Annotated in this window: 19 protein-coding genes; 8 read left to right on the top strand and 11 right to left on the bottom strand. The window is 71.5% G+C overall.

Annotation, left to right across the window (positions count from 1 at the left end; translation table 11 throughout):
• Positions 1-133: 133 nt before the first annotated feature.
• The gene (locus ACZ7P3_RS14555) at positions 134-304 is read left to right on the top strand and encodes a DUF5670 family protein (RefSeq protein ID WP_472081392.1); all 171 of its coding nucleotides are present in this window, start codon (positions 134-136) and stop codon (positions 302-304) included.
• 259 nt (positions 305-563) lie between these two features.
• Here the strand turns inward: ACZ7P3_RS14555 and ACZ7P3_RS14550 are convergent, their stop codons facing one another.
• Positions 564-1652: an alcohol dehydrogenase catalytic domain-containing protein gene (locus tag ACZ7P3_RS14550; RefSeq protein WP_472081391.1), complete on the bottom strand. Its 1089-nt coding sequence runs from the start codon at positions 1650-1652 to the stop codon at positions 564-566.
• A gap of 92 nt (positions 1653-1744) precedes the next feature.
• Here ACZ7P3_RS14550 and ACZ7P3_RS14545 point away from each other — a divergent pair, with 92 nt between their 5' ends.
• Positions 1745-2668 carry a LysR family transcriptional regulator gene (locus ACZ7P3_RS14545; RefSeq protein WP_472081390.1) on the top strand — a complete coding sequence of 308 codons (924 nt, stop codon included), beginning with the start codon at positions 1745-1747 and terminating at the stop codon, positions 2666-2668.
• A 160-nt stretch (positions 2669-2828) separates the two neighbouring features.
• On the opposite strand, the gene ACZ7P3_RS14540 is transcribed toward ACZ7P3_RS14545, so the two are convergent.
• Genes ACZ7P3_RS14540 through ACZ7P3_RS14525 form a run of 4 tightly spaced genes read right to left on the bottom strand, consistent with a single transcriptional unit; the run spans position 2829 to position 7583 of the window.
• Positions 2829-3833: a peptidogalycan biosysnthesis protein gene (locus ACZ7P3_RS14540; RefSeq protein WP_472081388.1), complete on the bottom strand. Its 1005-nt coding sequence runs from the start codon at positions 3831-3833 to the stop codon at positions 2829-2831.
• A complete protein-coding gene (locus tag ACZ7P3_RS14535; RefSeq protein ID WP_472081386.1) occupies positions 3830-5074 on the bottom strand; it encodes an MFS transporter in 1245 nt (414 codons plus the stop codon). The genes ACZ7P3_RS14540 and ACZ7P3_RS14535 overlap by 4 nt, the downstream gene beginning before the upstream one ends.
• Complete coding sequence (locus ACZ7P3_RS14530; protein ID WP_472081384.1) at positions 5071-6324, bottom strand: ATP-grasp domain-containing protein; 1254 nt, start codon at positions 6322-6324, stop codon at positions 5071-5073. The genes ACZ7P3_RS14535 and ACZ7P3_RS14530 overlap by 4 nt, the downstream gene beginning before the upstream one ends.
• 5 nt (positions 6325-6329) lie before the next feature.
• Positions 6330-7583, bottom strand: coding sequence for an ATP-grasp domain-containing protein (locus ACZ7P3_RS14525; RefSeq protein ID WP_472081382.1), 1254 nt, complete (start codon positions 7581-7583; stop codon positions 6330-6332).
• A 216-nt stretch (positions 7584-7799) separates the two neighbouring features.
• Between ACZ7P3_RS14525 and ACZ7P3_RS14520 the strand changes: the two genes are divergently transcribed.
• Both ACZ7P3_RS14520 and ACZ7P3_RS14515 read left to right on the top strand, forming a co-directional pair.
• Positions 7800-9236 (top strand): coproporphyrinogen-III oxidase family protein, encoded by a 1437-nt coding sequence (locus tag ACZ7P3_RS14520; RefSeq protein ID WP_472081380.1) that lies wholly within the window; start codon positions 7800-7802, stop codon positions 9234-9236.
• Complete coding sequence (locus ACZ7P3_RS14515; RefSeq protein WP_472081378.1) at positions 9233-10321, top strand: DUF1152 domain-containing protein; 1089 nt, start codon at positions 9233-9235, stop codon at positions 10319-10321. Before ACZ7P3_RS14520 ends, ACZ7P3_RS14515 begins: the two co-directional genes overlap by 4 nt.
• Positions 10322-10985: 664 nt before the next feature.
• On the opposite strand, the gene ACZ7P3_RS14510 is transcribed toward ACZ7P3_RS14515, so the two are convergent.
• The 4 genes from ACZ7P3_RS14510 to ACZ7P3_RS14495 form a co-directional block, all read right to left on the bottom strand.
• Complete coding sequence (locus ACZ7P3_RS14510; RefSeq protein ID WP_472081376.1) at positions 10986-12716, bottom strand: allantoin permease; 1731 nt, start codon at positions 12714-12716, stop codon at positions 10986-10988.
• 341 nt (positions 12717-13057) lie between these two features.
• A complete protein-coding gene (cpt, locus tag ACZ7P3_RS14505; RefSeq protein ID WP_472081375.1) occupies positions 13058-13591 on the bottom strand; it encodes a chloramphenicol phosphotransferase CPT in 534 nt (177 codons plus the stop codon).
• 188 nt (positions 13592-13779) lie between these two features.
• A complete protein-coding gene (locus tag ACZ7P3_RS14500; protein ID WP_472081373.1) occupies positions 13780-14229 on the bottom strand; it encodes a hypothetical protein in 450 nt (149 codons plus the stop codon).
• Between the two features lie 189 nt (positions 14230-14418).
• On the bottom strand, positions 14419-14892 hold the full coding sequence (locus ACZ7P3_RS14495; RefSeq protein ID WP_472081371.1) for a DUF6083 domain-containing protein: 474 nt from the start codon (positions 14890-14892) through the stop codon (positions 14419-14421).
• Positions 14893-15246: 354 nt separating this feature from the next.
• Between ACZ7P3_RS14495 and ACZ7P3_RS14490 the strand changes: the two genes are divergently transcribed.
• On the top strand, positions 15247-16668 hold the full coding sequence (locus ACZ7P3_RS14490; RefSeq protein WP_472081369.1) for a glutamate decarboxylase: 1422 nt from the start codon (positions 15247-15249) through the stop codon (positions 16666-16668).
• Between the two features lie 231 nt (positions 16669-16899).
• Here ACZ7P3_RS14490 and ACZ7P3_RS14485 read toward each other — a convergent pair whose 3' ends face one another.
• Positions 16900-17634, bottom strand: coding sequence for an IclR family transcriptional regulator (locus ACZ7P3_RS14485; RefSeq protein WP_472081367.1), 735 nt, complete (start codon positions 17632-17634; stop codon positions 16900-16902).
• A 242-nt stretch (positions 17635-17876) separates the two neighbouring features.
• Between ACZ7P3_RS14485 and ACZ7P3_RS14480 the strand changes: the two genes are divergently transcribed.
• The 3 genes from ACZ7P3_RS14480 to ACZ7P3_RS14470 are packed head-to-tail and all read left to right on the top strand — an operon-like array spanning position 17877 to position 21836.
• Entirely contained in the window at positions 17877-18908 is a 1032-nt protein-coding gene (locus ACZ7P3_RS14480; protein ID WP_472081365.1) for a radical SAM protein, read from the top strand.
• A gap of 57 nt (positions 18909-18965) precedes the next feature.
• Entirely contained in the window at positions 18966-21689 is a 2724-nt protein-coding gene (gene lanL, locus ACZ7P3_RS14475) for a class IV lanthionine synthetase LanL (protein WP_472081363.1), read from the top strand.
• A 39-nt stretch (positions 21690-21728) separates the two neighbouring features.
• A complete protein-coding gene (locus ACZ7P3_RS14470) occupies positions 21729-21836 on the top strand; it encodes an ALQxL family class IV lanthipeptide (protein WP_472081361.1) in 108 nt (35 codons plus the stop codon).
• A gap of 257 nt (positions 21837-22093) precedes the next feature.
• Here ACZ7P3_RS14470 and ACZ7P3_RS14465 read toward each other — a convergent pair whose 3' ends face one another.
• Complete coding sequence (locus tag ACZ7P3_RS14465; protein ID WP_472081359.1) at positions 22094-23038, bottom strand: MBL fold metallo-hydrolase; 945 nt, start codon at positions 23036-23038, stop codon at positions 22094-22096.
• Between the last annotated feature and the right edge of the window lie 84 nt (positions 23039-23122).

The raw sequence follows: 23122 nt of genomic DNA, 5'->3' as shown, positions 1-23122 counted from the left end.
GGCACGGCGCAGAGGAAGGAACACCACTCGGTCGCCCCGCGCGTACATGCCCCTTCCGGCGTGAAAGTAACTCGCAGTCTGTGTGCGTGGAGGGTCGGAGCAAGGGCATTCGGTGGCCAGGAGGTTGATGACAATGGTTCCCTTGCTTCTGGTTCTTCTCCTGGCCCTGCTCCTCTTCGGCGCGGGCTTCGCGCTGAAGGCGCTGTGGTGGATCGCCGTGATCGTGCTCGTCCTTTGGCTGCTGGGCTTCGTGGTCCGTCCTGCGGGCGGCGGCGGCCGCAGGGGCCGCTGGTACCGCTGGTAGACCGAGTGGGTGGTCGTGCGGACCTGGAGTCGCTCTCGGTATCCCCGGGTGCGGTCCGTTCTCCGGCAGCCCCCCGAGCACGTCGTGGCCGCCACCGGTTCGCGGACCGTGTCCGCCTCGACGTGCTCGGCGGAGAAGCGCACGGCCGGGGCTACGGCCACCCCCGGTTAGTCCGGGCCCGCCATGAGGAGACGGCCGTACGCGAAGCCGGCGGCTGCGCCGGGTTCCCCGGCCGGGGCCCTGCCGGAGCAGCCGTCAATCAGCCGGCGTGCGGGGTGAGGACGGTCCGGTCGAAGGGACCGCCGTGCGCGGCGGCGTACTCGACGGCGTCGTTGACGGCGTCGAGGGAGAAGGCCCGGACCCGCTCGGGAGCGAGATCGAGCGCACCTGACGCGATGAGCCGGACCATGCCGACGTTCGCCGGGCGCGGGTACATCCACTGCCCGCGCACGGTGACCGAGTTGCGCATGATCCACGGGTAGGGGAGGGCGAGGTCCGCCCCACCGAGCATGCCGACCCCGCCCATGAGGACGACGCGCCCGTACTCGCGGACGGTCATGGCCGCCGCACGCGCCACCGAGCTGGGTGCGGAGGGCGGGAGCAGGTCGATCACCATGTCGACCGGGCCGTCGGCGGCAGCGGACATGGCCGCGCGGTCGGTGGCCTCCTCCCCGGTCAGTTCGACCGGGCGGACGCGTGGGCCGAACCGGTCAGCGAGGAGGGCGAGCGCGGCGGGGTTGCGGCCCGGCGCGATCACCCGGGCCGCGCCCATGGCGAGCGCCACGGCGACCGCGGCACTGCCGAGGTTGCCGGTGGCCCCGCTGACGAGCAGCGTTTCGCCGGCTTCCAGTCCGCCCGCCAGAAGTCCTCCGTAGGGGATGACGTACACGCCGAGCGAGGACCAGCGCGCCGGGTTCGCCTCTGCCGCTGCGGGCAGCGGGTAGGCGTTCTCCGTGGGGGTCCGCATGAGTTCGGCGAAGGCCCCGTCGTGCAGGTGCCGGGAGAGTCTGGCGCCGCCGTCCCCTCGGGAGCTCCAGCCCTGCAGCGTGATGTCGGGGGTCAGCGCGTCGTCACGAGAGCGGACCGTGCAGTCGCACCACACCAGGTCGCCTGCGCGCAGCCGGGTGGCGTCCGGGCCGACGCGGACGATCCGCCCCACTGCGCCGGTACCCGGGACGACAGGGGGTTCGAGGGGATAGTTCCGACGGCCGTCGAAGACCTCCGCGGCGTACGGCGGGACGCAGGCCGCCAGGACCTCGACCGTCACCTCGCCGCCGCCTGCTTCGGGGTCGGGTGTCTCCTGCACGGTGAGCGGGGCACCGAATTCTGTCAGGACTGCTGCTCGCATCTGCGGGCCTCCTTGGGGGTCGGTCTTGAGGCTAGGAGCGCGCCGGGCATGCGCCAAGCGAAGATCTGGCATGTGTGGTATGCGTAGTGCGCATGGACTTCTCCAGTACGGCTCTGCGGGTTCTGCGACAGGTCGCCGAGTCCGGGAGCTTCACCGCGGCGGCCTCCCGGCTCGGCTACACCCAGTCGGCGGTCTCACGCCAGGCGGCCGCCCTCGAACGGAGTGCCGGCGCCGTCCTGTTCGAGCGCCGCTTCGACGGGGTGCAGCTCACTCCCGCCGGTCTGACCCTGCTGCGGCACGCCCGCACGATCCTGGACTCCGTCGCGGCGGCCGAGCACGAGCTCACCGGCTCCGCGTCACGGACGGAACGGGTGCGGCTGGGGATGTTCCCCAGCGCCGGGGCCGCGATCCTGCCCGCCGTGCTCACGCGGCTCGCCACGGCCGGCCCGCACATCACGGTCACGACGCGTGAGGGCAGCACGCCCGCCCTGCTCCGCGCCCTGCGGGCGGGCTCGATCGACATCGCCGTGCTGACGTCCCGCCCGCCGCACCGGCTGTCGGACGGTGAGTCCCCCCGGCTGCACATCGAAACGGTCGAGGACACCGAACTGCTCGTAGGGGCGCCGGCCACCGGCCTGTTCGCCGGCCGCACGGCGGTGCACGTCGACGAACTCGTCGACGCCGCCTGGATCGCCACCCCGTCATCGAGCGGCGAACCCATGCTCGGTGTCTGGCCCGGTCTGCCCGGCCGGCCACGCATTGTCCACAGCACGCGGGACTGGCTGACGAAACTCCATCTGGTCGCCCGCGGCTTCGGGGTGACAACCGTCCCGGCCGGCATGTCGGCGCTGCTGCCGCACGGCGTGAGCCTGCTGCGTGTGGAGGGCGCACCTCCCGAGGTCCGCCGGGTCCTCCTGGCGCGGCTTCCCGGCCGGCCGGGTCCAGGGATCTCGGCGGTCACCCGGGCCATCACCTCGGACCGTACCGGGCACCTCGCGCAATCGGCGCCGGCATAGGTGGTCTCCATGCCGGCCTCCACCCACCACAGGGATCCGTTCCGCTGCGGAAGGTGCCGCGCCGGCGGGCTCGCCGGAGCATGCGTCGCCCCGCCGGCCGGGCTGCTCCTCCCGCGGATGGCTCCACTCTCCTCACCCGCACCGGTGCGGATGCGGCGCCCTACCCGGCGGCCGGGATGTCGCTCAGGTGGTACAGCGGTGACGTGCGGGCCCCGCGCAGGCGCTTGGCGGCGATGGCCTTCATGCCGACGTGCAGGGCCGTCGTGCGATTGCGGTAGGCGTCCTCGATCGGCAGGTAGTAGGTCAGGTTGAAGTAGGCGAACGGGGCCGCGCCGTCGGGGTCGATGCCGACGGCGCGCAGCCAGGTGGTCTGCCCGTAGTGGTAATAGAGGGCGAAGCCGGTCATCCGGCCGTCGTGGTAGCCGGCGGTGACCCGGGCGTGCGGACCCATGGCCTCGGCCTGCCGGTGCAGCACCTTCACCATGACGTCTTCGGTGTCGCCGGTGCGGCCGTGGGAGGTCTGCAGCAGGGCGAGCAGGCGCCCCGCGTCGGCGTAGCAGTCGGCCAGCGGGAGGGTCCTGACGGCATGTCCGGCGTCGGTGAAGGCGGCACGCTCGTGCCGGACGGCGACGCGCCGTCTGGAGGGCAGGGCGGCGAGGTAGTCGGCGAAGCCGCTGCCGGTCAGGGCGATGGTGGCGTCGTCCTCGGTGCACTCGGGCCGGCCGGGATAGAGCGGGCCGAGCCGGTCGGCGGCGGTCCGGGTGAGGTAGGGCCACCAGTGGTGGGTGCCGTGCCGGCGGGCGAAGAGGCGGATGGTGTCGCGGAGTTCTTCCAGGACCAGGCGGCGGCCGTGCTCCGAGAGGCCGGGCTCGGTCAGGGGTGTGTTGTGGTAGCCGCGGCGGCTGCCGGCGATGACGCGGGGCGCGGGGTCGGCGGTGGGCCGGTAGTTGGCGTTGGGTTCGTCGTGCACGAGATAGAGGGGGGCGGCGGCCAGGAGGGTGCCCGAGGTGCCGCGGACCAGGGCGTACGCGGGGCGCGCGGTGGGGTCGTCCTCTTCGCCCGAGAGCCATCGGTGGGAGGTGTAGAGACTGCCGGTGCGGCGGGCGAGGCGTTCCCACTCGCCCGGTGCGACGGCGTGGATGCTGTGGACGATCTCGGTGTTCAACGGTGTGGGTTCCTTCTGCGGTGCCGGTTGGGGGCTTTGAGGGCGGGGACGGCCGCGAGGGCGAGGAGGCAGGCGGCGGCCTGGGCCAGCCAGGGCAGCAGCCGCCCGTGGGCGAGGAGCGTGGTGAACAGGGCCGGGGCGGCGATGAATCCGAGGGAGAAGGAGAGCTGGAACAGGCTCTGCCGCGATCCCTTGGCGGCCTGCGGGGTGAGGGTGACCGACAGCTCGTTGACGGCGGGGGAGAAGAACACCTCGGCCAGGGAGAACACGACGACGGCTGCCAGGAGCGCGGGCCACGCCGTGAAGCCCGGCAGCGGCAGCGCGGGGACCGCGAACAGAGCCATGGCCGCGATCAGCAGCGTGTGGCCGAGTGCGAGGGCGGCGCGCGGCCGTGCGGGCGCGAAGCGGGCGTTGAGAGGTGTGCCGAGGGCCGACACGAAGGCCGTGTTGACGATGAGGAGGACGCTGGCGGCGTAGGCCGGGAGATGGAGGCTGCGGGTGGTGTAGAGCGCGATGAGGACCGACAGCATCGCCTGCGCGAGGACGTAGGGGACGGTGCAGGCCACCAGGAGCAGGTAGCGGCGGTTGTGGTCGGCGCGGCTCACGTTGCGGGGTGCCGCCTCGTCGGCGGGCGGGGGCGGGGTGGTGGTCAGTCCGGCATAGCAGACGGCGGCCAGCAGGTAGAGGGGAGGCGCGAGCGCGACGAGCCAGGTCAGGGAACGGGTCCCGAAGACGGCGAGGAGGGCTGCGGCCAGGGCGGCGCCGGCGCCTATCCCGGCATTGCGCAGCGAGGACATGAACGCGAACCAGGCCCTGCGCTGCTCGGGCGGCGTGGTGTGGGTGATGAGCGTGCGCTGGGCGGTGTAGAAGGCGTTGATGCCGGACTGCACGAGGAGGTGGCAGAGGGCGACCTGCCAGGCGCTACGGGCGGTCAGGAAGGTGAGGAATCCGGCGGCGCAGAGGATGTTCGCGCTGGTGGTGAGGTACTTGGGGCTGCGCCGGTCCATGACGAATCCGGCCAGGAAGGTGACCGGCAGGGCGGCGAGCTGGCCGAGGGTGACGGCCGTGCCGACGGTGGCCAGGGGCAGCCGCTGGACGGTGGTGAAGTACAGCAGCCCCAGCGGCAGGAGCATGCCGTTGCCGACGGAGTCGATGAGGTTCCCGGTGACGAGCCGCCGGTGCCCGGCGAGGGCGGGCAGCCCCAGCCTGCCCCGACGGGCCGCTGCGGTGGTGGCCGTCACGGGGTGAGCAGGGCGCTGATCTTGTCCACGGTGTCCGGGTTCGGGTAGCCGGTGGTCTCGTGGAGGTTCTTGACGGCCTGGACGGTGTCCTCCTCGCTGCCCTCCTCGGCGGTGAACACGGTGATGTGACCGTGGTCGTGGCCGTCGATGACGAGCGCGTGGCAGGTGACCAGGTCGAGAGCGCCGGCGAACTCGTCGCGGACCGGGTCCGGGATGCCCTGCGGGGTGAGGAACTCGACCGCCCACCGGCGCCCCTGCCCCGCCGCCGGGTCGTGGGCCGCGGTGCCCAGGGCCATGCGGGCGAGCGTGCGGAAGGTGTTGGTGCGGGAGGCGGCACAGGTCAGGGTGGTGGCGCCGCCGATGCGGGGGTTGAACTCCAGGATTTGGTAGCTGCCGTCGGTGTAGATCATGTCGACGTTGACGGAGCCGGTGACGTCCAGGGCGGTGCAGACGGCCGCGAGCCGGTCGGCGACGGGCCGGAAGTCGGCGTCCTCACGGGGACGGGGACCGCACCAGCGGAGGTCGGCGAAGGTGAACACCGGCTTCGCCCCGGCACGGCCGGTCCACACGAGCGGGCCGACGCGGTGGTTGCCGGGCTCGCCGACGATGTCGACCGAGCACAGGTCGCCGGTGAGGGCCTGTTCGATCACGGCCGAGACGGGCGGCGGGTCGGCGAGGTAGGCGTCGAGGTCGGCCGGCCCGGTCAGGGCGCGGATGCCCATGCTGGTGGAGTCCCAGATGGGCTTGGACAGCAGCGGGTAGCCCGTCCGGGCGGCCTGCAGACGCAGGGCGTCGGCGTAGCCGGGCACGGGCAGGCCGCGTCCGGCCAGCAGGTCGGAGTCCGCGCGGAAGCCTGCCGGCACGTCCAGGCCATGGCGGAGCAGGAACTGCTTGGTCTCCCACTTGTCGGTCAGCAGCAGCGTGGCGGCCAGCGGCGTCATGATCGTGGGGATGCCGGTCTGTTCGAGGATCTGCTTGACGGCCGCGTCGCGTACGGCGTTCTCGCAGGGGAGACTGATGGACACGACGGCGTCGGCGCCCCACGCGGTGACCCGTTCGGCCAGGGCGTGCGGGGTGATGTCCCAGGCGATCCGGATGCGTTCGCCGGGGAAGTCGGCGTCGGTGGCGTCGCCATGTGTGTGGAAGAGGCCGCAGTGGACGTCCTCGGCGGCGAGTTCGGTGACGGCTTGCTGGATGTAGGGGTCGGCGCGCTGGATGTCCACGGAGCGCAGGAACGCGATCTTCTTCACGGGGTTCAGCTCACTTTCACGAGGGTGTGGGCGGCGGCCTGTTCGGCGAGCCGGGCCGCTTCACCGGGGTCGGAGGCGGTGGCGATGACGTGGGCGAGGCGCGCGGACGAGTCGGCGGGGCCGTTCACGTACTGGCCGGGGGCCACGTGGAGTTCGTGCCGGGTGCCGGGCACCGCGGGGACGCGGATGTCGTGCAGGGTTCCGGCGTGGGGGGCGAGGACGAAGCGGATCGCCGCGGCCTGCTGCCGGGTGGGGGCGGTGTCGGGGATCTGTCCGGTGATCGCCTGGAGGTAGGCGGCGGCCTCGCTGACACCGGTGGCCGCCTCGACGAGTTCGCAGAGGTTCCCGCCGGGCAGCCGGGCTGCGGTCTCGATGACGACGGGGTCGACGGCGCCCGGGGTGAGCTTGAGTTCGGTGTGGGCGACACCGTTGCGGATGCCGACGGCGAGGGCCGCCCGGGCGGCGGTGTGCTGGACACGGCGGACCAGGCCCGGCGGGAGGCCGGCGGGGCAGGTGTGCCCGGTCTCGATGCGGTGGCGGCCGGAGGTGGTGTCCTTGCGGACCACCGGCAGCGGGTAGGGGACGCCGCCGACCACGACCGTGTCGGCGGAGTACTCCTCGCCGGGCACGTATTCCTGGATCAGGACGCGCCGATCCAGGGGAAGACCGTGCGGGAGCGCCCTCGCGAACTGCTGGGCGGCGTCCACCGCGTCGGTGATCTGGTCGGGGCCGTCGACCACGCGCACGCCCCAGGAGCCGCCCTGCTCGGCGGGCTTGACGACCAGGGGCCAGCCCAGGCCGTGCGAGGCGGCGACGTGGTGGGCCTGCTCGGCATCCCGGGCGACGGCCCAGCGGGGGGCGGGGACCCGGGCGGCACCGAACGCCTCCGCCATGACGATCTTGTTGCGGGGCGCCTGTGCGGCCAGGGGATCGTTGCCCGGCAGGCTCAGCATTCCGGCGAGCGGTGCGGCGAGGTGGCTGAGGAGTTCCCAGCATGCGCCGACGGCGGCGACGGGGCGGCTCAGGCAGAAGGCCTGCATGTCCGCCAGGGCGCGGGGGGTGTCGGCGAGGTCGGTGAAGCAGACGTCGGTGAGTGCGCCGGTCAGCCACGCCGGATAGGTGTCGTAGATGTCCTTGTGGGTGGCCGCGTACAGGCTGATGCCCAACTGGTGGGCGGCCTCGACGAGGAAGCGTCCGGCGTTGCCCATCGGCTCGATGACGAGTACGCCGGTGGGCGGGTTCCCCCTGTAGGTGTCCATTGGATCACTACAGCCGGGGCGGCATTGTACCGTCCACCGGCGTGACGTCCGAAATCAACACGCCTGGAATGACGGCTCATTGGAGCAAACCCCGAATCAAAGCGCTGACGAGGGGGTTGAGTTGGTGGTCCCTGCCCATGGCTTCAACAAAACGTTGCGTGCTCGAATCGCAGGTGCAAGGTCACTGAACGAACAGCCCGAACGGGGGAGTTCACCGTGAACAGCCTGCGCACCCAGCTCGCCGAGTACATCGACCAGGGAGTGATCCCGCCCTACCAGTACTCCTACCCGCCCCGCTCCACCTACCGGCCGCTGGACGGCGACGCCTTCGGCATCCGCGAGGTCTGGGACCGCGACCTGCTCCACCACAGGACCCCGGCGCTCAACCTGTACCTGCACGTGCCGTTCTGCAAATACAAGTGCGGCTTCTGCAACCTGTACACGATCATCTCGACCGATCAGGCCGTCTACGACGCGTACACCGACGCCCTGTGTACGCAGATCCGGGATCACGCGGACATCATCCGGGCGCGCCGGCTGCGTACCGTCTACATCGGCGGCGGCACACCGGCGCTGCTGTCGACACGGCACTTCGAGCAGATCTTCGACACGCTCACGGAGGTCTACCCCAACTGGCGGTCCACCACCGAAGAGGTCGCGGTGGAGGCCACCCCGGACTCGATCGTCGCCGACCCGGACGGGTTCGCCCGCCTGCTGCAGATGGGCCTGACCCGGGCGAACATCGGAATCCAGTCGCTGGTCCCGAAGGAGATCCGGGAAGCCGGGCGCGGCCAGGCCGGCGAGGACGTCATCCGCGAGGCCGTGCGGATCGTCCAGGAGCTCGGCCTGCCGGACCTGTCCACCGACCTCATCATGGGCTTCTCCGGTCAGACGCCCGAGACCTGGCGGCACTCGGTCGACGAGCTGGCCGGGCTCGGCCCCACCACCATCTCCACCTACTTCCTCACCGTCCGCCCCGACGCCTGGTTCTCCAAGACCGGCGCCTACCAGTACATGTGGCAGCCCGAGCTGTACGAGCGCTACGACTACGCGCGCAAGGTGTTCACCGACCACGGCTATGTGCAGGAGGGCTCCGTCCGCTACAAGAAGCCCGGACGCGGCGGCTACGTGCAGAAGGTCCTCACCTTCCAGGGCGTACCGCTGCTCGGCCTCGGTGTCGGAGCCCGCTCCTACACCAGCGTTCTCGACTACATGACCGGCTCGGTCAAGCCGTCGGCGGCCGAGGTCGCCGACTACATCCGCAAGGCCAAAAACCACGAACTCCAGCCCACCACCGGCTTCGAGCTGTCCGACGAGGAACTGGTCCGAAAGCGCCTCGTCCTCGACACCTTCGATCTCAACCTGGGCGAACTCGAACACCACGGCCTCGACAAGATCCGCGGCGAGGTCGAAGCGGTCCTCGACGCGGCCGAACACAACGGGCTCATCCACCGGTTCGGCAACCGCGTCCAGCTCACCCCGCAGGGCTTCAAGTACCGCGACGTCCTGTCCTGGATGTTCTACTCCGAGAACGTCAAGGGCCTCGACCGCGAATACTACGAAGGCCTGCACGCCGCGAACCGGCGTGCCCAGAAGAACATGGGCGCCGTACCGGTCCGCATCACCGGCATCGACCTCAAGGACAGCGCGTGAGCGATCTGTACGTCGCCGCCGGGGGCGGCGGCGACCCGCTCGGCACGTGCGTCGCCGCCTCCGTCATCAGCCCCGGCACCCGGCCCACCATCGCCACCTACGCCTGGGAACGCCTCGAAGTCGACCCCACTCCCGGACCGCTCGGCTTCCGTGACTTCACCCGCCTCGCCACCAGCGCGGCCGGGGTGTTCGTCGGCGCGTCGACAGGGGTGCTGCCCCCGGCCGGATCCACACTGCCGGGGCTCGCCGCCGACCTGCCCGCGCGGCTGCTGCTCCTGGACCCGTGGCAGGGCCTCGGCGCCCTGGCGGACCAGATCCGCCAGGCACTGGCCCGCGGGTTCGAGCACGTACGGATCGTGGACATCGGCGGGGACATCCTCACGCACGGCCGTGAGGCCACCCTGTGCTCGCCCCTGGTCGACGCCCTGACCATGGCCGCCTGTCACCTCGCCGGCGCACCGGCCACCGTGTACGTCGCGGGGCCGGGCGTCGACGGGGAGATCCCCCGGGGTGAACTCCTGGAACGGCTGCCCGGCCCCGGCCTCACGGTGCAGGCCGCCGATGCGGACAAGGCGGCCGGCGCCCTCGCGTGGCATCCGTCGGAGGCCTCCGCGCTGTTCGCCGCCGCCGTGCACGGCGTACGGGGAACGGTCCGCACCGTCGACCGGCAGCTGGACCTGAGCGATGATTCCGCCCGGATCCACCACCTGCCCTTGGCCGAGGCGATGGCCCACAATCCCGTCGCCCGGGCCCTGGCCGAGAGCAGGCCGGTCACCCTGGCCGAAGCCGCCGACCTGTCCGAGAAGATCACCGGCATCCACGAGATCAACCGCGAACACCGCGCGGACGGCATCCCGGCGCCGCCGAGGCCCGGGCCCCTGCCCGCCGGTGCCGCACACGCCCTCGGCGTGATCCGGGAGGCCGCCGACGGCGCCCGGTACTGCACACTCAGGTTCGCCGCACGCCAATGCGGTCTGGCCTGGAGGCAGATCCCCGACCTGCGGGAACTGCTGCACGCCCGAGGCCCGCTCCTCGGCCTCCACGACCGGAGCCTGGAGGACCGGGGTCTCGACGACCGGAGCTGAACACGGGTGCGGGCGCGGTCAGAACCTGACCGCGCCCGCACCCGTCGCCGCCGACCGCATCCTCGCCGACCGCATCCTCTGGTGCTTCGTCCAACGAGTTGTGGAAACCCCGAACCCGCCCTCGCCGTCCTGGATCTGCACGTGGTGATGTGCTGTGCGTTGTGCACCATTACCTGTACGCGATGCTGAGCTGCACTGTTGACGGGGAGTCGAACCCCTGCGTTGCCCTTCACGCGCCAGGAGTGGGCCGGTAACCGCCGGCCCTCGGTGTGTGCACGCTTCCAGGTCGTTCTGCCAGCGCCTCGGCAAGCTTCACTGTGTCGATGTCCCTCCCTTGAAAACCTCGTACGAGTATATGAATGAAACCGGACTCGATCGAACCGGATTCCGGCTGCCGCGATCGGTCTGCGCCCGGCGCGGCAGGCGACCGCCCGACCGACGGACGACCAAGGTCCCGCCCGTCACCGGTGCCGACGAGCAGCCGTCCAGGACCCGCCCGTCACCGGTGCCGACGAGCAGCCGTCCAGGACCCGCCACGGTCACTGCGGTCGGCACCGCACTCACCGCGGCAAGGGTCGGCCGACGTCGCCGGCGCACCGTGCCGTCGCGGAGATCGAGGGCGGGGGCCAACCCCCGTCAGCCGTGCGGACGATGCCGGGGACGACTACCTCTGGGCCGAGGCCGGCAACACCTGCGCCGGCAACACATGATCGCCGGCGCTGTCCGTGCTCAGGCACAGCGAGCACACCACCGCGTCGTGGGTGGCGCAGGCGGTGAGGTCGGGGCGCTCGTACGGCTGGTGACAGACGTGGCAGTCGAGGGTGACCGCGCTCGGGTTGCCGTCCGCGTCGAGGAGGGGCTCGGTGATGCCGTCGTCGGCGCGGCGGAGGTAGTACCGGCCCTTGGTGACGACGGCCATCAGGGGAGTGAGGACAAAGGCGATCAAGGCCGCGGCGACGGGGGAGTACGGCTGCAGGGAGTCGCCCAGCAGATGGAAGTACATGGCGATCGACAGGCCGGAAGCCGCGACGAAGGCGACGACGCCGACGGGGTTGACGGCATGGAGCATGCCCCGGCGGAACTCCGGCTGGAGCGGCGACAGCCTCAGCACGTACTTGTTGATGCCGATGTCGGTGGCGACGGTGACCACCCAGGCGATGGCGCAGTTCGAGTAGAAGCCCAGGATGCTGTTGAGGAAGCTGAACATGTCGGCCTCCACCAGGGCGAGCGCGAAGCCCAGGTTGACCAGGACGAAGACCATGCGGCCGGGGTAGTGCTTGGTGACGCGCGTGAAGGAGTTCGTCCACGCCAGCGAACCGGAGTACGCGTTCGTCACGTTGATCTTGATCTGGCTGATGACCACCAGTGCCACGGCCAGCGGGACGACCATCCAGGAGGGCATCATCGCGTCGAAGGCGCCACGGAACTGCTGGATCGGCTCCGTCGCGGCGGCCGGACCGACCTTCGCGAGGATGTAGACGGCCAGGAAGACGCCGATGGCCTGCTTCAGCGCACCGAGGACCACCCACCCGGGGCCGGCCATGACCACGGCGGCCCACCAGGTGCGCTTGTTCTCCTCCGTCCTGGGCGGCATGAAGCGCAGGTAGTCGATCTGCTCGCCGATCTGCGCGATGAGGGAGAGGCAGACGCCCGCGCCGAGCAGTACGGACGCGGTGTCGACGCCGCCGTTGCCGTCCGTGCCGGCGTAGGCGAGGAACCGGTCGACGGTGCCGGGGTCGGTGGTGACCAGGTAGACCAGCGGACCGACCATCAGCAGCAGCCAGATCGGAGTCGTCCAGACCTGGAGCCTGCTCAGCGCCTTCATGCCGTAGATCACCAGCGGGATGACCATCAGCGTGGAGACCAGATAGCCCAGCCACAGCGGCAGTCCGAGGCCGAGTTTGAGGCCCTGGGCCATGATCGAGCCCTCGAGGGCGAAGAAGATGAAGGTGAAGCTGGCGAAGATGACGCTGGTCAGCACCGAGCCGTAGTAGCCGAAGCCGGAGCCGCGGGTGATCAGGTCGAGGTCGATGTTGTAGCGGGCACCGTAGTACGCCAGCGGGAATCCGGTGACGAAGATGACGACGGCGGCCACGGCGATCGCCACGAGCGCATTGCCGGTGCCGTGCGCCAGGCCGATGCCGGCGCCGATGGAGAAGTCGGCCATGTAGGCGATGCCGCCGAGCGCGGTGGTCGCCACGACCATGGGGGTCCAGCGGCGGTAACTGCGGGGCGCGAAGCGGAGGGTGTAGTCCTCCAGCGTCTCCTTGACCGCCTGGTCCTCGGCCGGTGTTCCCCCGACCGCCTGGTCCTCGGTCGGTGTCTCCTCGACCGCCTGGCCCTCGGTGGTCTTCGTCGTGCCTGTCGGTGACAGCCGTGACTCGGTGGTGCTCATGTCGCGCCTCCCGATGGTGCTGGTGCGGGTGCTTCGATGAAGGGAAGAGCCCCGCTCGGCGTCATCGGCAGGACGGGGAGCCGACGGACCGTCATGAGGCGTGCGCGGCCGTGCAAGCGACTCTGATCCCACGGCCCGTCACGCTAGGAAGTCGTTGTTACCGCCGCTTCCCGCCGTCGTGAACGCGACGTTTCCGTGCCCTCACCCGCCGCCTCGCCGCCCCGGTCGGGGCCGTCGCGCAGGCGGACGCCGAGTCCAGGGTCGTCGGGCAGCTCCCTGCACCGCGGCAGCTCGAGCGGCGTCCGGCTGCCGGCCGGGCCGTCGGGAGGCGGCCCGGCGACTCAGCGGACGCGGGCGGCGACGGTGTGCGCGCACACCAGGGACTCGGCATGCGTCGTGTCGACCTCGAGGTCGTAGGACACCCCTTGATGCACCGCATCCGCCTGCGACACGGCCATCCCCCGGACACGATCCCCTCGTGCGATCTCACGGCCCGCGGCGACCGCACTCTCGCATCTGACGCCCACCCACAGCACGGGCAGTCCGCCCAGAGCCTGCTGCCACCGCTGCTGGGATGCCGCTCCGCCGAGGAAGACGTCGTCGATGACGATCCTTGCACCCGCGCGGGCCATCGCCACGACGCCGTCGGTCCAGGCAGCCTGCAATGCCCGGAAGTCCGCCCCCAAGCTCACCTCGCCCCCGGCGGAGAACGAGATGCCTTCTTCCGAGGCCTGCATCCTCGCGGGCATGGCCTCGACGAACGAGTCGCACCCGAACGCCAGCCACGGATCCGGCAGTACGGCCTGCAGACAGCGTACGATTCCGGACTTCCCTGAGCTGGAACCACCGTTGAGAATGATCATCCGAGTCGTCACCGCGCCACAGTAGGGCGCTGCCGGCACGGTACGAAACGAATATCGGCCCGCGCCGCCCTGTCACCGCGTTCGGCACCGCGTTCGGCACCGCGGTCCTCGCCGTGTTCCTGCAGCGCGGCGCCGGCACCTCCACGGCCTTCGCCCACGCCTTCGGCCGGACCGCGGTCCTCACGTCGCTCGGCCGGCCGTCAGCCGGCGAACACCCTGCCCTGCTTCACGACGTAGTGCGCCGGCGCCGAGCAGCCGATCGACGGCGTGATCTGCAGGCTCACGGTGAGCGGCGCGGGCTCCGTGCTCGCCGTCGAGAACTCGCAGACGGCACCGCTGCCCGTGAGCGGGTACCAGAACCACCCGTCGACATCGCCCACGGTGACCCGGTCGGACTCCTTCCAGGTGCCGTCGGCCTGCCGGAAGACCTGCAGCCGCACGGAGGCCGCGTTCTGGTCCTCCGTCGACCGCAGCGCGGTCAGGGTGACCTTGTAGTCACTCCCGAGGACGGAAGAGGCGATCAGGTGGGTCCGCGGTGCCGCGGTGCCGGCGCTGGACGCGCCCGCGCCGGCGGCCCCGAGGCCGGCCGCCATGAGGAGCGTGCAGGCCGCGGCCATGACGCCGCGGGTGCGCTGGTGAACGAAGCTCATGTGTCCCCCTGTTGGATGAAGTAGTACGAAATCCGAATGGGTTCGTACGGTGGTGAAGACCCGTCACATGGCTCCAGGGTTGTACCGCGATCCGTGCGCAACTTCCTTTGGCGGGAACCCTCGTGCGCTCGGTGCTGTGCCAGGTGTGCGCCGTACCGACCGGCCGCGGTCGGTCACCGCCACGGTCGGTCACCGCCACGGCCGGACCTCGTCCGGAGGCGACCCGGGGCAGGCCAGTTGGTGCGGGATCCGGCAGGTGGCGCCGGGCGGGGGTTCGTCGAGACCGCCGTTCCACGCGGTGCCGTTGCTGTCGACCTGCCACCGGTGCCCGCCGGGAACGAGGTGCGCGGGCACCGTGAGGCGGGGCTCCAGCAGGATGTGCCGGCCCGTGTACGTAGCCCTGCGATCGCCGGTGAGCCCGCACTGGGGGCAGACCGGCGGCCGAGGTGGTTCGGGGCCGGTGGCGCCGTCGCGGGCGGCCTGGGCGCGGTCGGTGGTCTCCCATGGGCCGGAGGTGCCGGCGGGTGGCTGCCGGGATCCTCCGGACCCGGGCCGGGCAACGGGATGATGCTGTCGATGTCCCCCATGTCCCCGAGCGTGCGGGGCACCGCAGAAGTGGGGTAGGGCGCGACCGGGGCGCAGCGGGAGCAGACGGCATGGCACCGATCCGCTCGCTGACCCCGTTCGGCCTGCGGGAACCGATGGCAGGCCTCCGGATTCCTGCACGGCGCGGGCGGCTCGTGCGGCCCCCGGTGCTCTCAGCCCTTGTGCTCTCAGCCCCTGTGCGCTCCGCTCCCCGGGTGACGCGCTGCGACGGCCGACGGGGCTGCCGGGCCGAGATTCGGTGGGCCGCAACCTCTCTGGCGGGTCTGCCAGTATGCACAGGGGAAAATCCAGTTCATCAGTATGCAAATCGGTCGCTGGATCGGTGTAATCGGCACATATGTCGGACCGCGGAGAGATCTAGCGTCGGAATGTACGTGGGCCGCACGGACCAAGAAAGGTATCGAGGCACTCATGCCCATTCCGAATACCGACGTCATGCCCGAAACTGCGTTCGACAAGCTGACCGCTTCCCCCGGCTTCGGCCAACCGCCCGCCGGCAACCTCGTCCTCCCCGCCGACCACCTCCTCCTCCCCGTCGACGAGCTGCCCGAGTCGGAGTCGTCGCCGGACCTGATCTGCCGTCGCGTGCGCGACGAGCTGCTGCTCGACGGCAACGCACGGCTCAACCTCGCCACCTTCGTCACGACGTGGATGGAGCCGCACGCGCGCCAGCTGATGGCGGAGACCGCGGAGAAGAACCTCGCGGACCGGGCCGAGTACCCGCAGATCACCGCGATGGAAGACCGCTGTGTGCGGATGCTCGCCCGGCTGTGGCACGCGCCCCGCCCGGAGCAGGTGCGCGGCTGCTCCACCACCGGCTCCAGCGAGGCCGCCATGCTCGGTGGTCTCGCCCTCAAGCGCCGCTGGCAGGACCGCCGGCGCGCCCAGGGCAAGGACACCGCACGCCCGAACCTCGTCATGGGCGCGAACGTCCAGGTGTGCTGGAAGAAGTTCGCCAACTACTTCGAGGTGGAACCCCGTTACGTCCCGATGGAACCGGGCCGCTACCACCTCACCCCCGACACGCTCACCGCCTACTGCGACGACAACACCATCGGCGTCGTGGCCGTCCTCGGATCGACGTACGACGGCTCCTACGAGCCCGTCGCGGACATCTGCATGGCCCTGGACGGGTACCAGGCCGCCACCGGAACCGACATCCCCGTGCATGTCGACGGCGCGTCCGGGGCCCTGGTGGCCCCCTTCCTCGACCCGGGTCTCATGTGGGACTTCCAGCTCGAACGCGTCGCCTCCATCAACACCTCGGGACACAAGTACGGGCACGTCTTCCCCGGCCTGGGCTGGGCCCTGTGGCGCAACGCCGAAGCCCTCCCCGACGACCTGGTGTTCGAGGTCGACTACCTCGGCGGCCGCTCTCCCAGCTTCACCCTCAACTTCTCCCGCCCGGGAGCCCACGTCGTCGCGCAGTACTACAGCTTTCTCCGGTACGGCTTCGAGGGCCTGCGGAACCTGGCGGCCCAGTGCCGTACGACATCCCGTGCACTTGCCGCACGGATCCGGAGCATTCCTCCCTACGAGCTGATCACGGACGGCTCCGAACTCCCGGCCTTCGCCTTCCGTCTGGCGCCCGGCACCACGGGCCTGACCGTCTTCGACGTCTCCCAGGCCATGCGCACACGGGGCTGGCACCTGCCCGCCTATACGTTCCCCGCTCCCTGCCAGGACGTCTCCGTCCTGCGTCTCGTGGTGCGCACCGGATTCACCGCCCAGCTCGCGGGGATGTTCATCACCGACCTGACCGAGGTCACCAGGCACCTCCACACCGGCAGGCCCGCGCCGTCGCCCCATCTCGAGCCGCTCGCCGCCACCTGACCGCGGCGCACCGCGACCCCGTGCGGCCGCGGCGGGAGCGTCCGCGGCAGGCGCGGGCCAAAACCGCACCCCCGTCCCGTGCGGCGGCCGAGGAAGGCCTGCCCGCCGCACGGCCCCGTACGCGGCAAGCCGCCGATACCGGTGCGGAGTCGGACGGCTCCGGGAGGGGGCCGGCCGCAGGCGGCGAGGCTGATCAGGTGCATGGGCAGGGCGTGGACCGGCGTCGCACTGTCAGCAGGCATGACGCAGGCCCGCGCCGATCGCCCGGCCCGCCTGCGTGACGATGTGCGTCAGCCGGCGCAGATCACGTGCGGGGTCGACCATCGCGCACAGGGCGCCGACGACTTCGCCGCGCGGCGGAGCCACCGGCACGGCGACACAGCACACCCCGGGCACCAGCTCCTCGCGGTCCACGGACACCCCGTTGTCCCGGATGTCCGCCGCCTGCCGCTTCCAGGACGGTGGCAGCGGGCCCATCAGGAGGGCCTGCGGCCCCGTCGCCACCAGCAGTCTTCCCGCCGCGGTGGTCCACGGCCAGGTCGCGCCGGCCCGCAGGGGAGCCAGCTCGTCGACGATGCCGGGAATCCCCGTGGCCGCCATCGTCCGCCCTTCGCGCAGCACGCACAGACACACGCTCGCACCGGTCGCACCCGCCAGCTGCCGCAGCGGCTGCCGGGCCGCGGCCCGCAGCCCGGGATGCGGCTGCCATCCCCACCCCAGCCGGAAGATCCGCGACCCCGTCCGGTAGCGGGTGCCGCTGCGTTCCACGGCACCGAGCCCGACGAGTTGCTCCAGCAGCCTGTACGCGGTCGTCTTGGGCAGGCCGCTGCTCGCCGACAGTGCGGCCAGGCCCGCCTCGCTCGTCTCCGCCAGCGACTCCAGCAGGGCGAACGCCCCCTCAAGGACGCTTCGTCCGGGTAACGGTGGCTCCCCGGCCCTGCGGTCCGCCGACCCCTGTCCCGCCATGGGGCCAACCCCCTTTCCGCTCCTGGAACCAGTGAAGGCGACGGCGATGGACGTCCGATGTCATGCCGCTAAACCAGCTGGTGGGGGTATGCGCGGCCGGGGATCGCAGAACCGCGTACAGCATCCCGTTCCGCTCAGCGGAATGCTCCTCGTTCCATCGTCCCGGGCACCGCTACGGTCGATCCGCGAGCGGTTCCCGGGCCGCCGCCGTGCGAACGGGATGTGCGGGAGGGGAGTATCCGATGAGTACACCGAACGGCCCCACGGACGTCATCTGGGACATGACGTATGCCTGTCCGCTGCGCTGTGTGCACTGCTATTCGGAGTCCGGCCGGCGGCCGTCCCGGCAACTCGACCGTGCACGGATCCTCGACGTGGCCGATGCGCTGATTTCGCTGCGTCCGCTGGGAATCGCCCTGACCGGTGGCGAGCCCCTCCTCGTCAAAGGCCTGCTCGACGTCGCCCGGCACATATCGCGTGCGGGCATCCCCGTACTGCTCTACACCAGCGGGTGGAACGTCGACCGGGCCCTGGCCGCAGACCTCTTGAGCGTCTTCCACCGCATCGCGGTGAGTCTGGACGGCGCCACGGCCGAAGTGCACGACAGGATCAGGGGCCGCGCCCGTTCCTTCGAGCGTGCGATCAGGACGCTCACTCTCCTCGACGAGGTCTCCCACAGCCTCGCCGCGCGCGGCGACGACATCGCGACCTTCGGGATCGACTGCTCACTGATGCGGAGCAACATCCATCAACTCGAGGCATTCTTCACCGACATGGCACCCCGTTTTCCCGCCATGCGGCACCTGGTCTTCGGCGTGACGGTGCCCTCCGGGCTGGCCAACCGGACCGGATTCGCCGACCACGAACTCCTCGACGACGACCGGATCCGCCACATCGCGAGCGCCGGGCACCTCGCACACCTGCGATCCCTCGCGCCGGACACGCTGGACGTCTCCGTCGAGGACAACCGCATGCTGATGATGCACCCCGACGACCTCGCCAAGGGCCGGTCCCTGCCCGCCCTGCAGGTGGAGCCGGACGGTGCGGTGCGGGCCATGCCGATCTACGAGGGCACGGTGGGAAACATCCTCGACGAGGATCCAGCCGCCCTGTGGCAGCGGGCCCTCGCCCGGCGCAGTCATCCCTTCGTCGTGGAAACGCTGACACCCGTACACACCATGCGGGAATGGGCCGAGGCCGCGCGGCGCATCGACCAGTACTTCGGAACTGCCGAGGACCGCGCCAGGATCGACCGGCGCCCCGAGCACCGCTGACGCCTTCTCACTGAAATCCTCCCGCACGCTGCCGGTACCGGATGAAGGGGTGAACCCATGCAAGCGGGCCCCACCGCGGAACGATCACTGCTCGTCGACTGCGTCCGTTCCGTACTCACTCGACATGAACCGGACGACTGGCGGATCAGGCCGGGCGATTTCTGGTGCCATGTCCGTCTGCCGGACACGCCGATGCGCACACAGGGATGGAAACTGCACGTCTCGGCGACTCCGTTGTCCGCCCCACTCGTCCTGGCACGCACGGCCGACGTCCTGGCCGCCCACCGCACACCGTTCAAATTCGCCGTGACTCCGGCCAAGGTGGCGGAACTCTGCTCCCGCCGTACGGACCGGGGCAGCGGCGGCAAGTTCATCACCGTCTACCCGGACGGCCCCGACGACCGGCTGCGTGCACTCGCGGACGAACTGCACCGCGCCACGCAGGGCCTGCCCGGACCCGGCATCCTCTCGGACCGGCCGTACCGGCCCGGCAGCCTGGTGCACTACCGCTTCGGAGCCTTCCACGGGGTGCCCGTGCTCGGCAACGAGGCCTCCTACGAGGTCATGCTGATGGCACCGGACGGCTCCCTGGACCGCGACCGGCGTGAGGCCTGGTTCTGCCCGCCGCCGTGGGCGCCGCGCGATCCGTTCACCGGACGGCGCCCCGCAACGCCCGGGCCCGGCAGGGCCGCCGCCCGGCCGGTACGCCTCGACGACCGCTACGTCGTCCACGAGGTCGTCCGCCACGCCTTCACCGGCGGGGTCTACCGGGCGACCGACGAACGCGAGGGCACCCGAGTCATCGTCAAACAGGCACGCCCCCATACGGGAGCCACCGCGACCGGGGAGGACGCCCGCGACGCGCGGCGCCACGAGGCGGCCATGCTGGAGCATTTCGCGTCCTCCGGCCGCACACCGCGGCCCGTCGCGCTCTTCGAGCAGCAGGGCGATCTGTTCCTCGTCCAGGAGGCCGTCCAAGGAGTCACCCTGCGCCACTGGGTGACGCAGAACCTCACTGCGGACGACGGCGGCGAGTGGGGCCTGCCCGCGGCGCTCGCCGAACGGCTGGCCGCCGGCCTGGTCGACCTGGTGGAGCTCGTCCACCGCGAGGGCTTCGCCCTGCGCGACCTCAACCCCAACAACGTGATGGTCACCGAGGACCACGAACTGCGCCTGATCGACCTCGAACTCCTCGCCCGCCCCGGCGAGCACGTGGTGCACGCGCACACCCCGGGCTACGCGGCACCCGAACAGACAGGCGCCCGCTCCGGCGACGGCTGCCCCGCTCTCACGGCCGACCTCTACGGCCTCGGCGCCACGCTGCTCCACCTGGTCACGGGCGTCGACCCGTTGCTCGCCCCGGACGATCCGCCCGTACGCCCCTACCGGCAGCAGATCGCGGACCTCCTGGCACACCTGTGCCAGGACAACCCCACCGCCCACCGCCTCGCACCGCTGATCCTCGCCCTGCTCCACGAGCAGCCCGCACAGCGGCCCGGTCCGACGGAGGTCCGGCGCGCACTGGCCGGCCGGCTCCGGCCGCAGACACCCGCCGCGCCCCCACCGGCATCGGGGCGAGGAACCGGAAGCGAACTCAAGCAACTGACCGACGACGCCCTGGAGCATCTGCTGGCGACCATGGCCCCCGAGGCCGACCGGCTCTGGCCGCCGTCACCCTTCGGCGCCACCAGCGACCCCCTCAATGTCCAGCACGGTGCCGCAGGGATCCTGGGCGTGCTCACCCGTGCCCTGTGCGCCGAACCCGGAGAGCGATTACGAGAGGCCGTCGGCACGGCAGCCGGCTGGATCGCCGGCCGGCTCGGGCGCGAGCCGCGCGCGCTGCCCGGCCTGCACTTCGGCCGCTCCGGCACCGCCTGGGCCCTCCTCGACGCCGCGGAGGCCCTCGGGGACGAGGAACTGGCCGACGTCGCCGCCGACCTCGCCCGCAGGGTCCCGCTGCGCTGGCCCAACCCGGACATCTGCCACGGCAGCGCCGGGGCCGGCATGACCCAGCTCCGTTTCTGGGAGACCACCGGCGACCAGGACTTCCTGCGCCGGGCGGGCGAGGCCGCCGAGTCCGTGGCCGCATCGGCCGTCCGCCGCGACGGGCTGCTCCTGTGGCCCGTCCCGCAGAACTGGGCCTCCCACCTCGCCGGGCTCGTCCACTACGGCTTCGCCCACGGCGTCGCGGGCACCGGCGCGTTCCTGCTCGCCGCGGGCCGGGCCACCGGCGACGAGCGGTATCTGGAACTCGCGGACGAAGCCGCACACACGCTCCTGTCGACCGCACGCCACGACGACGGCGCGGCGTACTGGACCGCCGGGCCCTCGGGCGGGGCACGCAGGACCAACTGGTGCAGCGGCTCCTCGGGGGTCGGCACCTTCCTGCTGCGGCTGTCACAGCGGAACGACGACCCCCGCCTGCGCGACGCCACCGAGGCGGCCGCCGTCGCGGTCCGCCGCTCCCGCTGGCACGCCGGCACCTCCCACTGCCACGGACTGGCGGGCGACGGCGAGTTCCTCCTCGACCTGGCCCAGGCCCGCGCGCAGCCACGCTACGCCCGATGGGCCGAGGAACTCGCCCTCGCCGTCCACGCCCGTCACACCGTCCGCCACGGGCGCGTGCTCGCCCCGGACGAGACCGGGACGGAGGTCACGACCGACTACGGCACCGGCCTCGGCGGCGTACTGGCCTTCCTGCTCCGACAGTGGCACGGCGGGCCCCGCCTGTGGCTGCCCAAGACGTTCACCGGGCCGGACCAGCGCGACACGGCCGGGTGAACCGCACGACCCGACCGGACCCGAAGGGAGGTGAGACAGATGGAGCTTGACGTGACCGCCCTGCAGCACCTGCAGGAGGAAGAGCCCGAGACGGGCCTGTACCCGTGCACGTTCACCTGCCCGTGGACCTCGACGTCCGCGGAGTAGACAGGCCGCACGGCCGGCGCCGGCCCTCTCCCGGAGGCTTCCCGGGAGAGGGCCGACGTGTCGGTACCCGCCGGGTGCCGGCAGTCCCGCGCCCGCCCGGCCGTGATGGCCACGGCCCGGCTCAGGGCGAGTCGGGTCCGGGGCAACTCGGCTCGGCGCAGGCCCCGTTCGGGGCGGCCCGGTTCAGCGCGGGCCCCCTGTCCGACCGGTCCCTGCCCGACCGGCCCAGGCCCGAGCCGCCCCGCCCGGCCATGGGCTCAGGCGAGACACGTCAGCGGGCGGCCGCCGTTGTAGGCGACCATGTCGCCCAGGGCGGCCGCGGCGTCGATGCCCCGGCCGAGGGGGCCGCCCTCCAGTTCGGCGTAGGCCCGGTGGAGGTTGCCGACGATGCGCTCGGAGTCCAGCAGGTCGGCATACCCGCCCAGGTCCGTTTCACGGGCGGCCTCCAACGGTGTGAGCCCGGCGTCGCGGCCCGCACGGGCGGTGGCCTGGACGAACCGCAGGTAGCCCAGAACGTCGTCGATGAGTTCCGGGCCGGCGACGGCACCGTGCCCGGGGACGATGGTCGCCGCTCCCAGGGGCTTGATCACTTCCTCGAGGACCTGGACGGCGCCGGCCACGGATCCCTGGAGGAGGAACGGGGTACCGCCGTTGAACAGCAGGTCGCCGCTGAAGAGGACCTTGCGTTCGGGCAGCCAGACGATCGAGTCGTTGGTCGTGTGGGCGGGCGTGCCGACATGGCGCACATCGGCACGGAGGTCGTCGGACCACACGGTGACCCCCTCCGTGTAGGTGAGGAAAGGCGGTTCGAGCGCTACGTCGCCCCACTCGACCTCGGTCCAGAACGCTGCCGCGGCCCCCGGACCACCCCACTCGAGGACGCTCGACCGGGTCGCCTCGTGCCCGACGACGGTGGCACCGCCGAAGAGGTGGTTGCCGAACGTGTGGTCACCGTGGTGGTGCGTGTTGATCAGAGTCCGTACCGGCTGCGGCGTGACGGTGGCGATCGCCTCCAGATACGCCTGGGTGCGCCGCACCGTAGAGCAGGCGTCCACGCTGATCACGCCGCGCCGGCCCACGAGGAAACCGGTGTTGTTGATCCACCAGCTGCCGTCGGGCTGCAGGTAGGCGTAGACGTTCTCGCTGACTTCCTGCACCCGCGGCGGAGGAAGGTGGCCGACGTCGTGGTGGACACTGCTCACTGCGGACTCCTGACGTGATGGAGAGGGATCTCTCACCGGGGCACGGCGCCGCCGCGTCGGGGCGGGCTCGCCGACCGCCGCCGG

It is taken from the genome of Streptomyces sp. NPDC107581, from assembly GCF_055657175.1.
This window is presented reverse-complemented; position numbering and strand designations above follow the sequence as displayed.

Excerpts from the sequence above, each read along its gene's own strand:
- ACZ7P3_RS14555 (WP_472081392.1), top strand. The coding sequence starts at position 134 with ATGGTTCCCTTGCTTCTGGTTCTTCTCCTGGCCCTGCTCCTCTTCGGC.
- ACZ7P3_RS14550 (WP_472081391.1), bottom strand. The coding sequence starts at position 1,652 with ATGCGAGCAGCAGTCCTGACAGAATTCGGTGCCCCGCTCACCGTGCAG.
- ACZ7P3_RS14545 (WP_472081390.1), top strand. The coding sequence starts at position 1,745 with ATGGACTTCTCCAGTACGGCTCTGCGGGTTCTGCGACAGGTCGCCGAG.
- ACZ7P3_RS14525 (WP_472081382.1), bottom strand. The coding sequence starts at position 7,583 with ATGGACACCTACAGGGGGAACCCGCCCACCGGCGTACTCGTCATCGAG.
- ACZ7P3_RS14510 (WP_472081376.1), bottom strand. The coding sequence starts at position 12,716 with ATGAGCACCACCGAGTCACGGCTGTCACCGACAGGCACGACGAAGACC.
- ACZ7P3_RS14500 (WP_472081373.1), bottom strand. The coding sequence starts at position 14,229 with ATGAGCTTCGTTCACCAGCGCACCCGCGGCGTCATGGCCGCGGCCTGC.
- ACZ7P3_RS14490 (WP_472081369.1), top strand. The coding sequence starts at position 15,247 with ATGCCCATTCCGAATACCGACGTCATGCCCGAAACTGCGTTCGACAAG.
- ACZ7P3_RS14485 (WP_472081367.1), bottom strand. The coding sequence starts at position 17,634 with ATGGCGGGACAGGGGTCGGCGGACCGCAGGGCCGGGGAGCCACCGTTA.
- ACZ7P3_RS14480 (WP_472081365.1), top strand. The coding sequence starts at position 17,877 with ATGAGTACACCGAACGGCCCCACGGACGTCATCTGGGACATGACGTAT.
- lanL (WP_472081363.1), top strand. The coding sequence starts at position 18,966 with ATGCAAGCGGGCCCCACCGCGGAACGATCACTGCTCGTCGACTGCGTC.
- ACZ7P3_RS14470 (WP_472081361.1), top strand. The coding sequence starts at position 21,729 with ATGGAGCTTGACGTGACCGCCCTGCAGCACCTGCAGGAGGAAGAGCCC.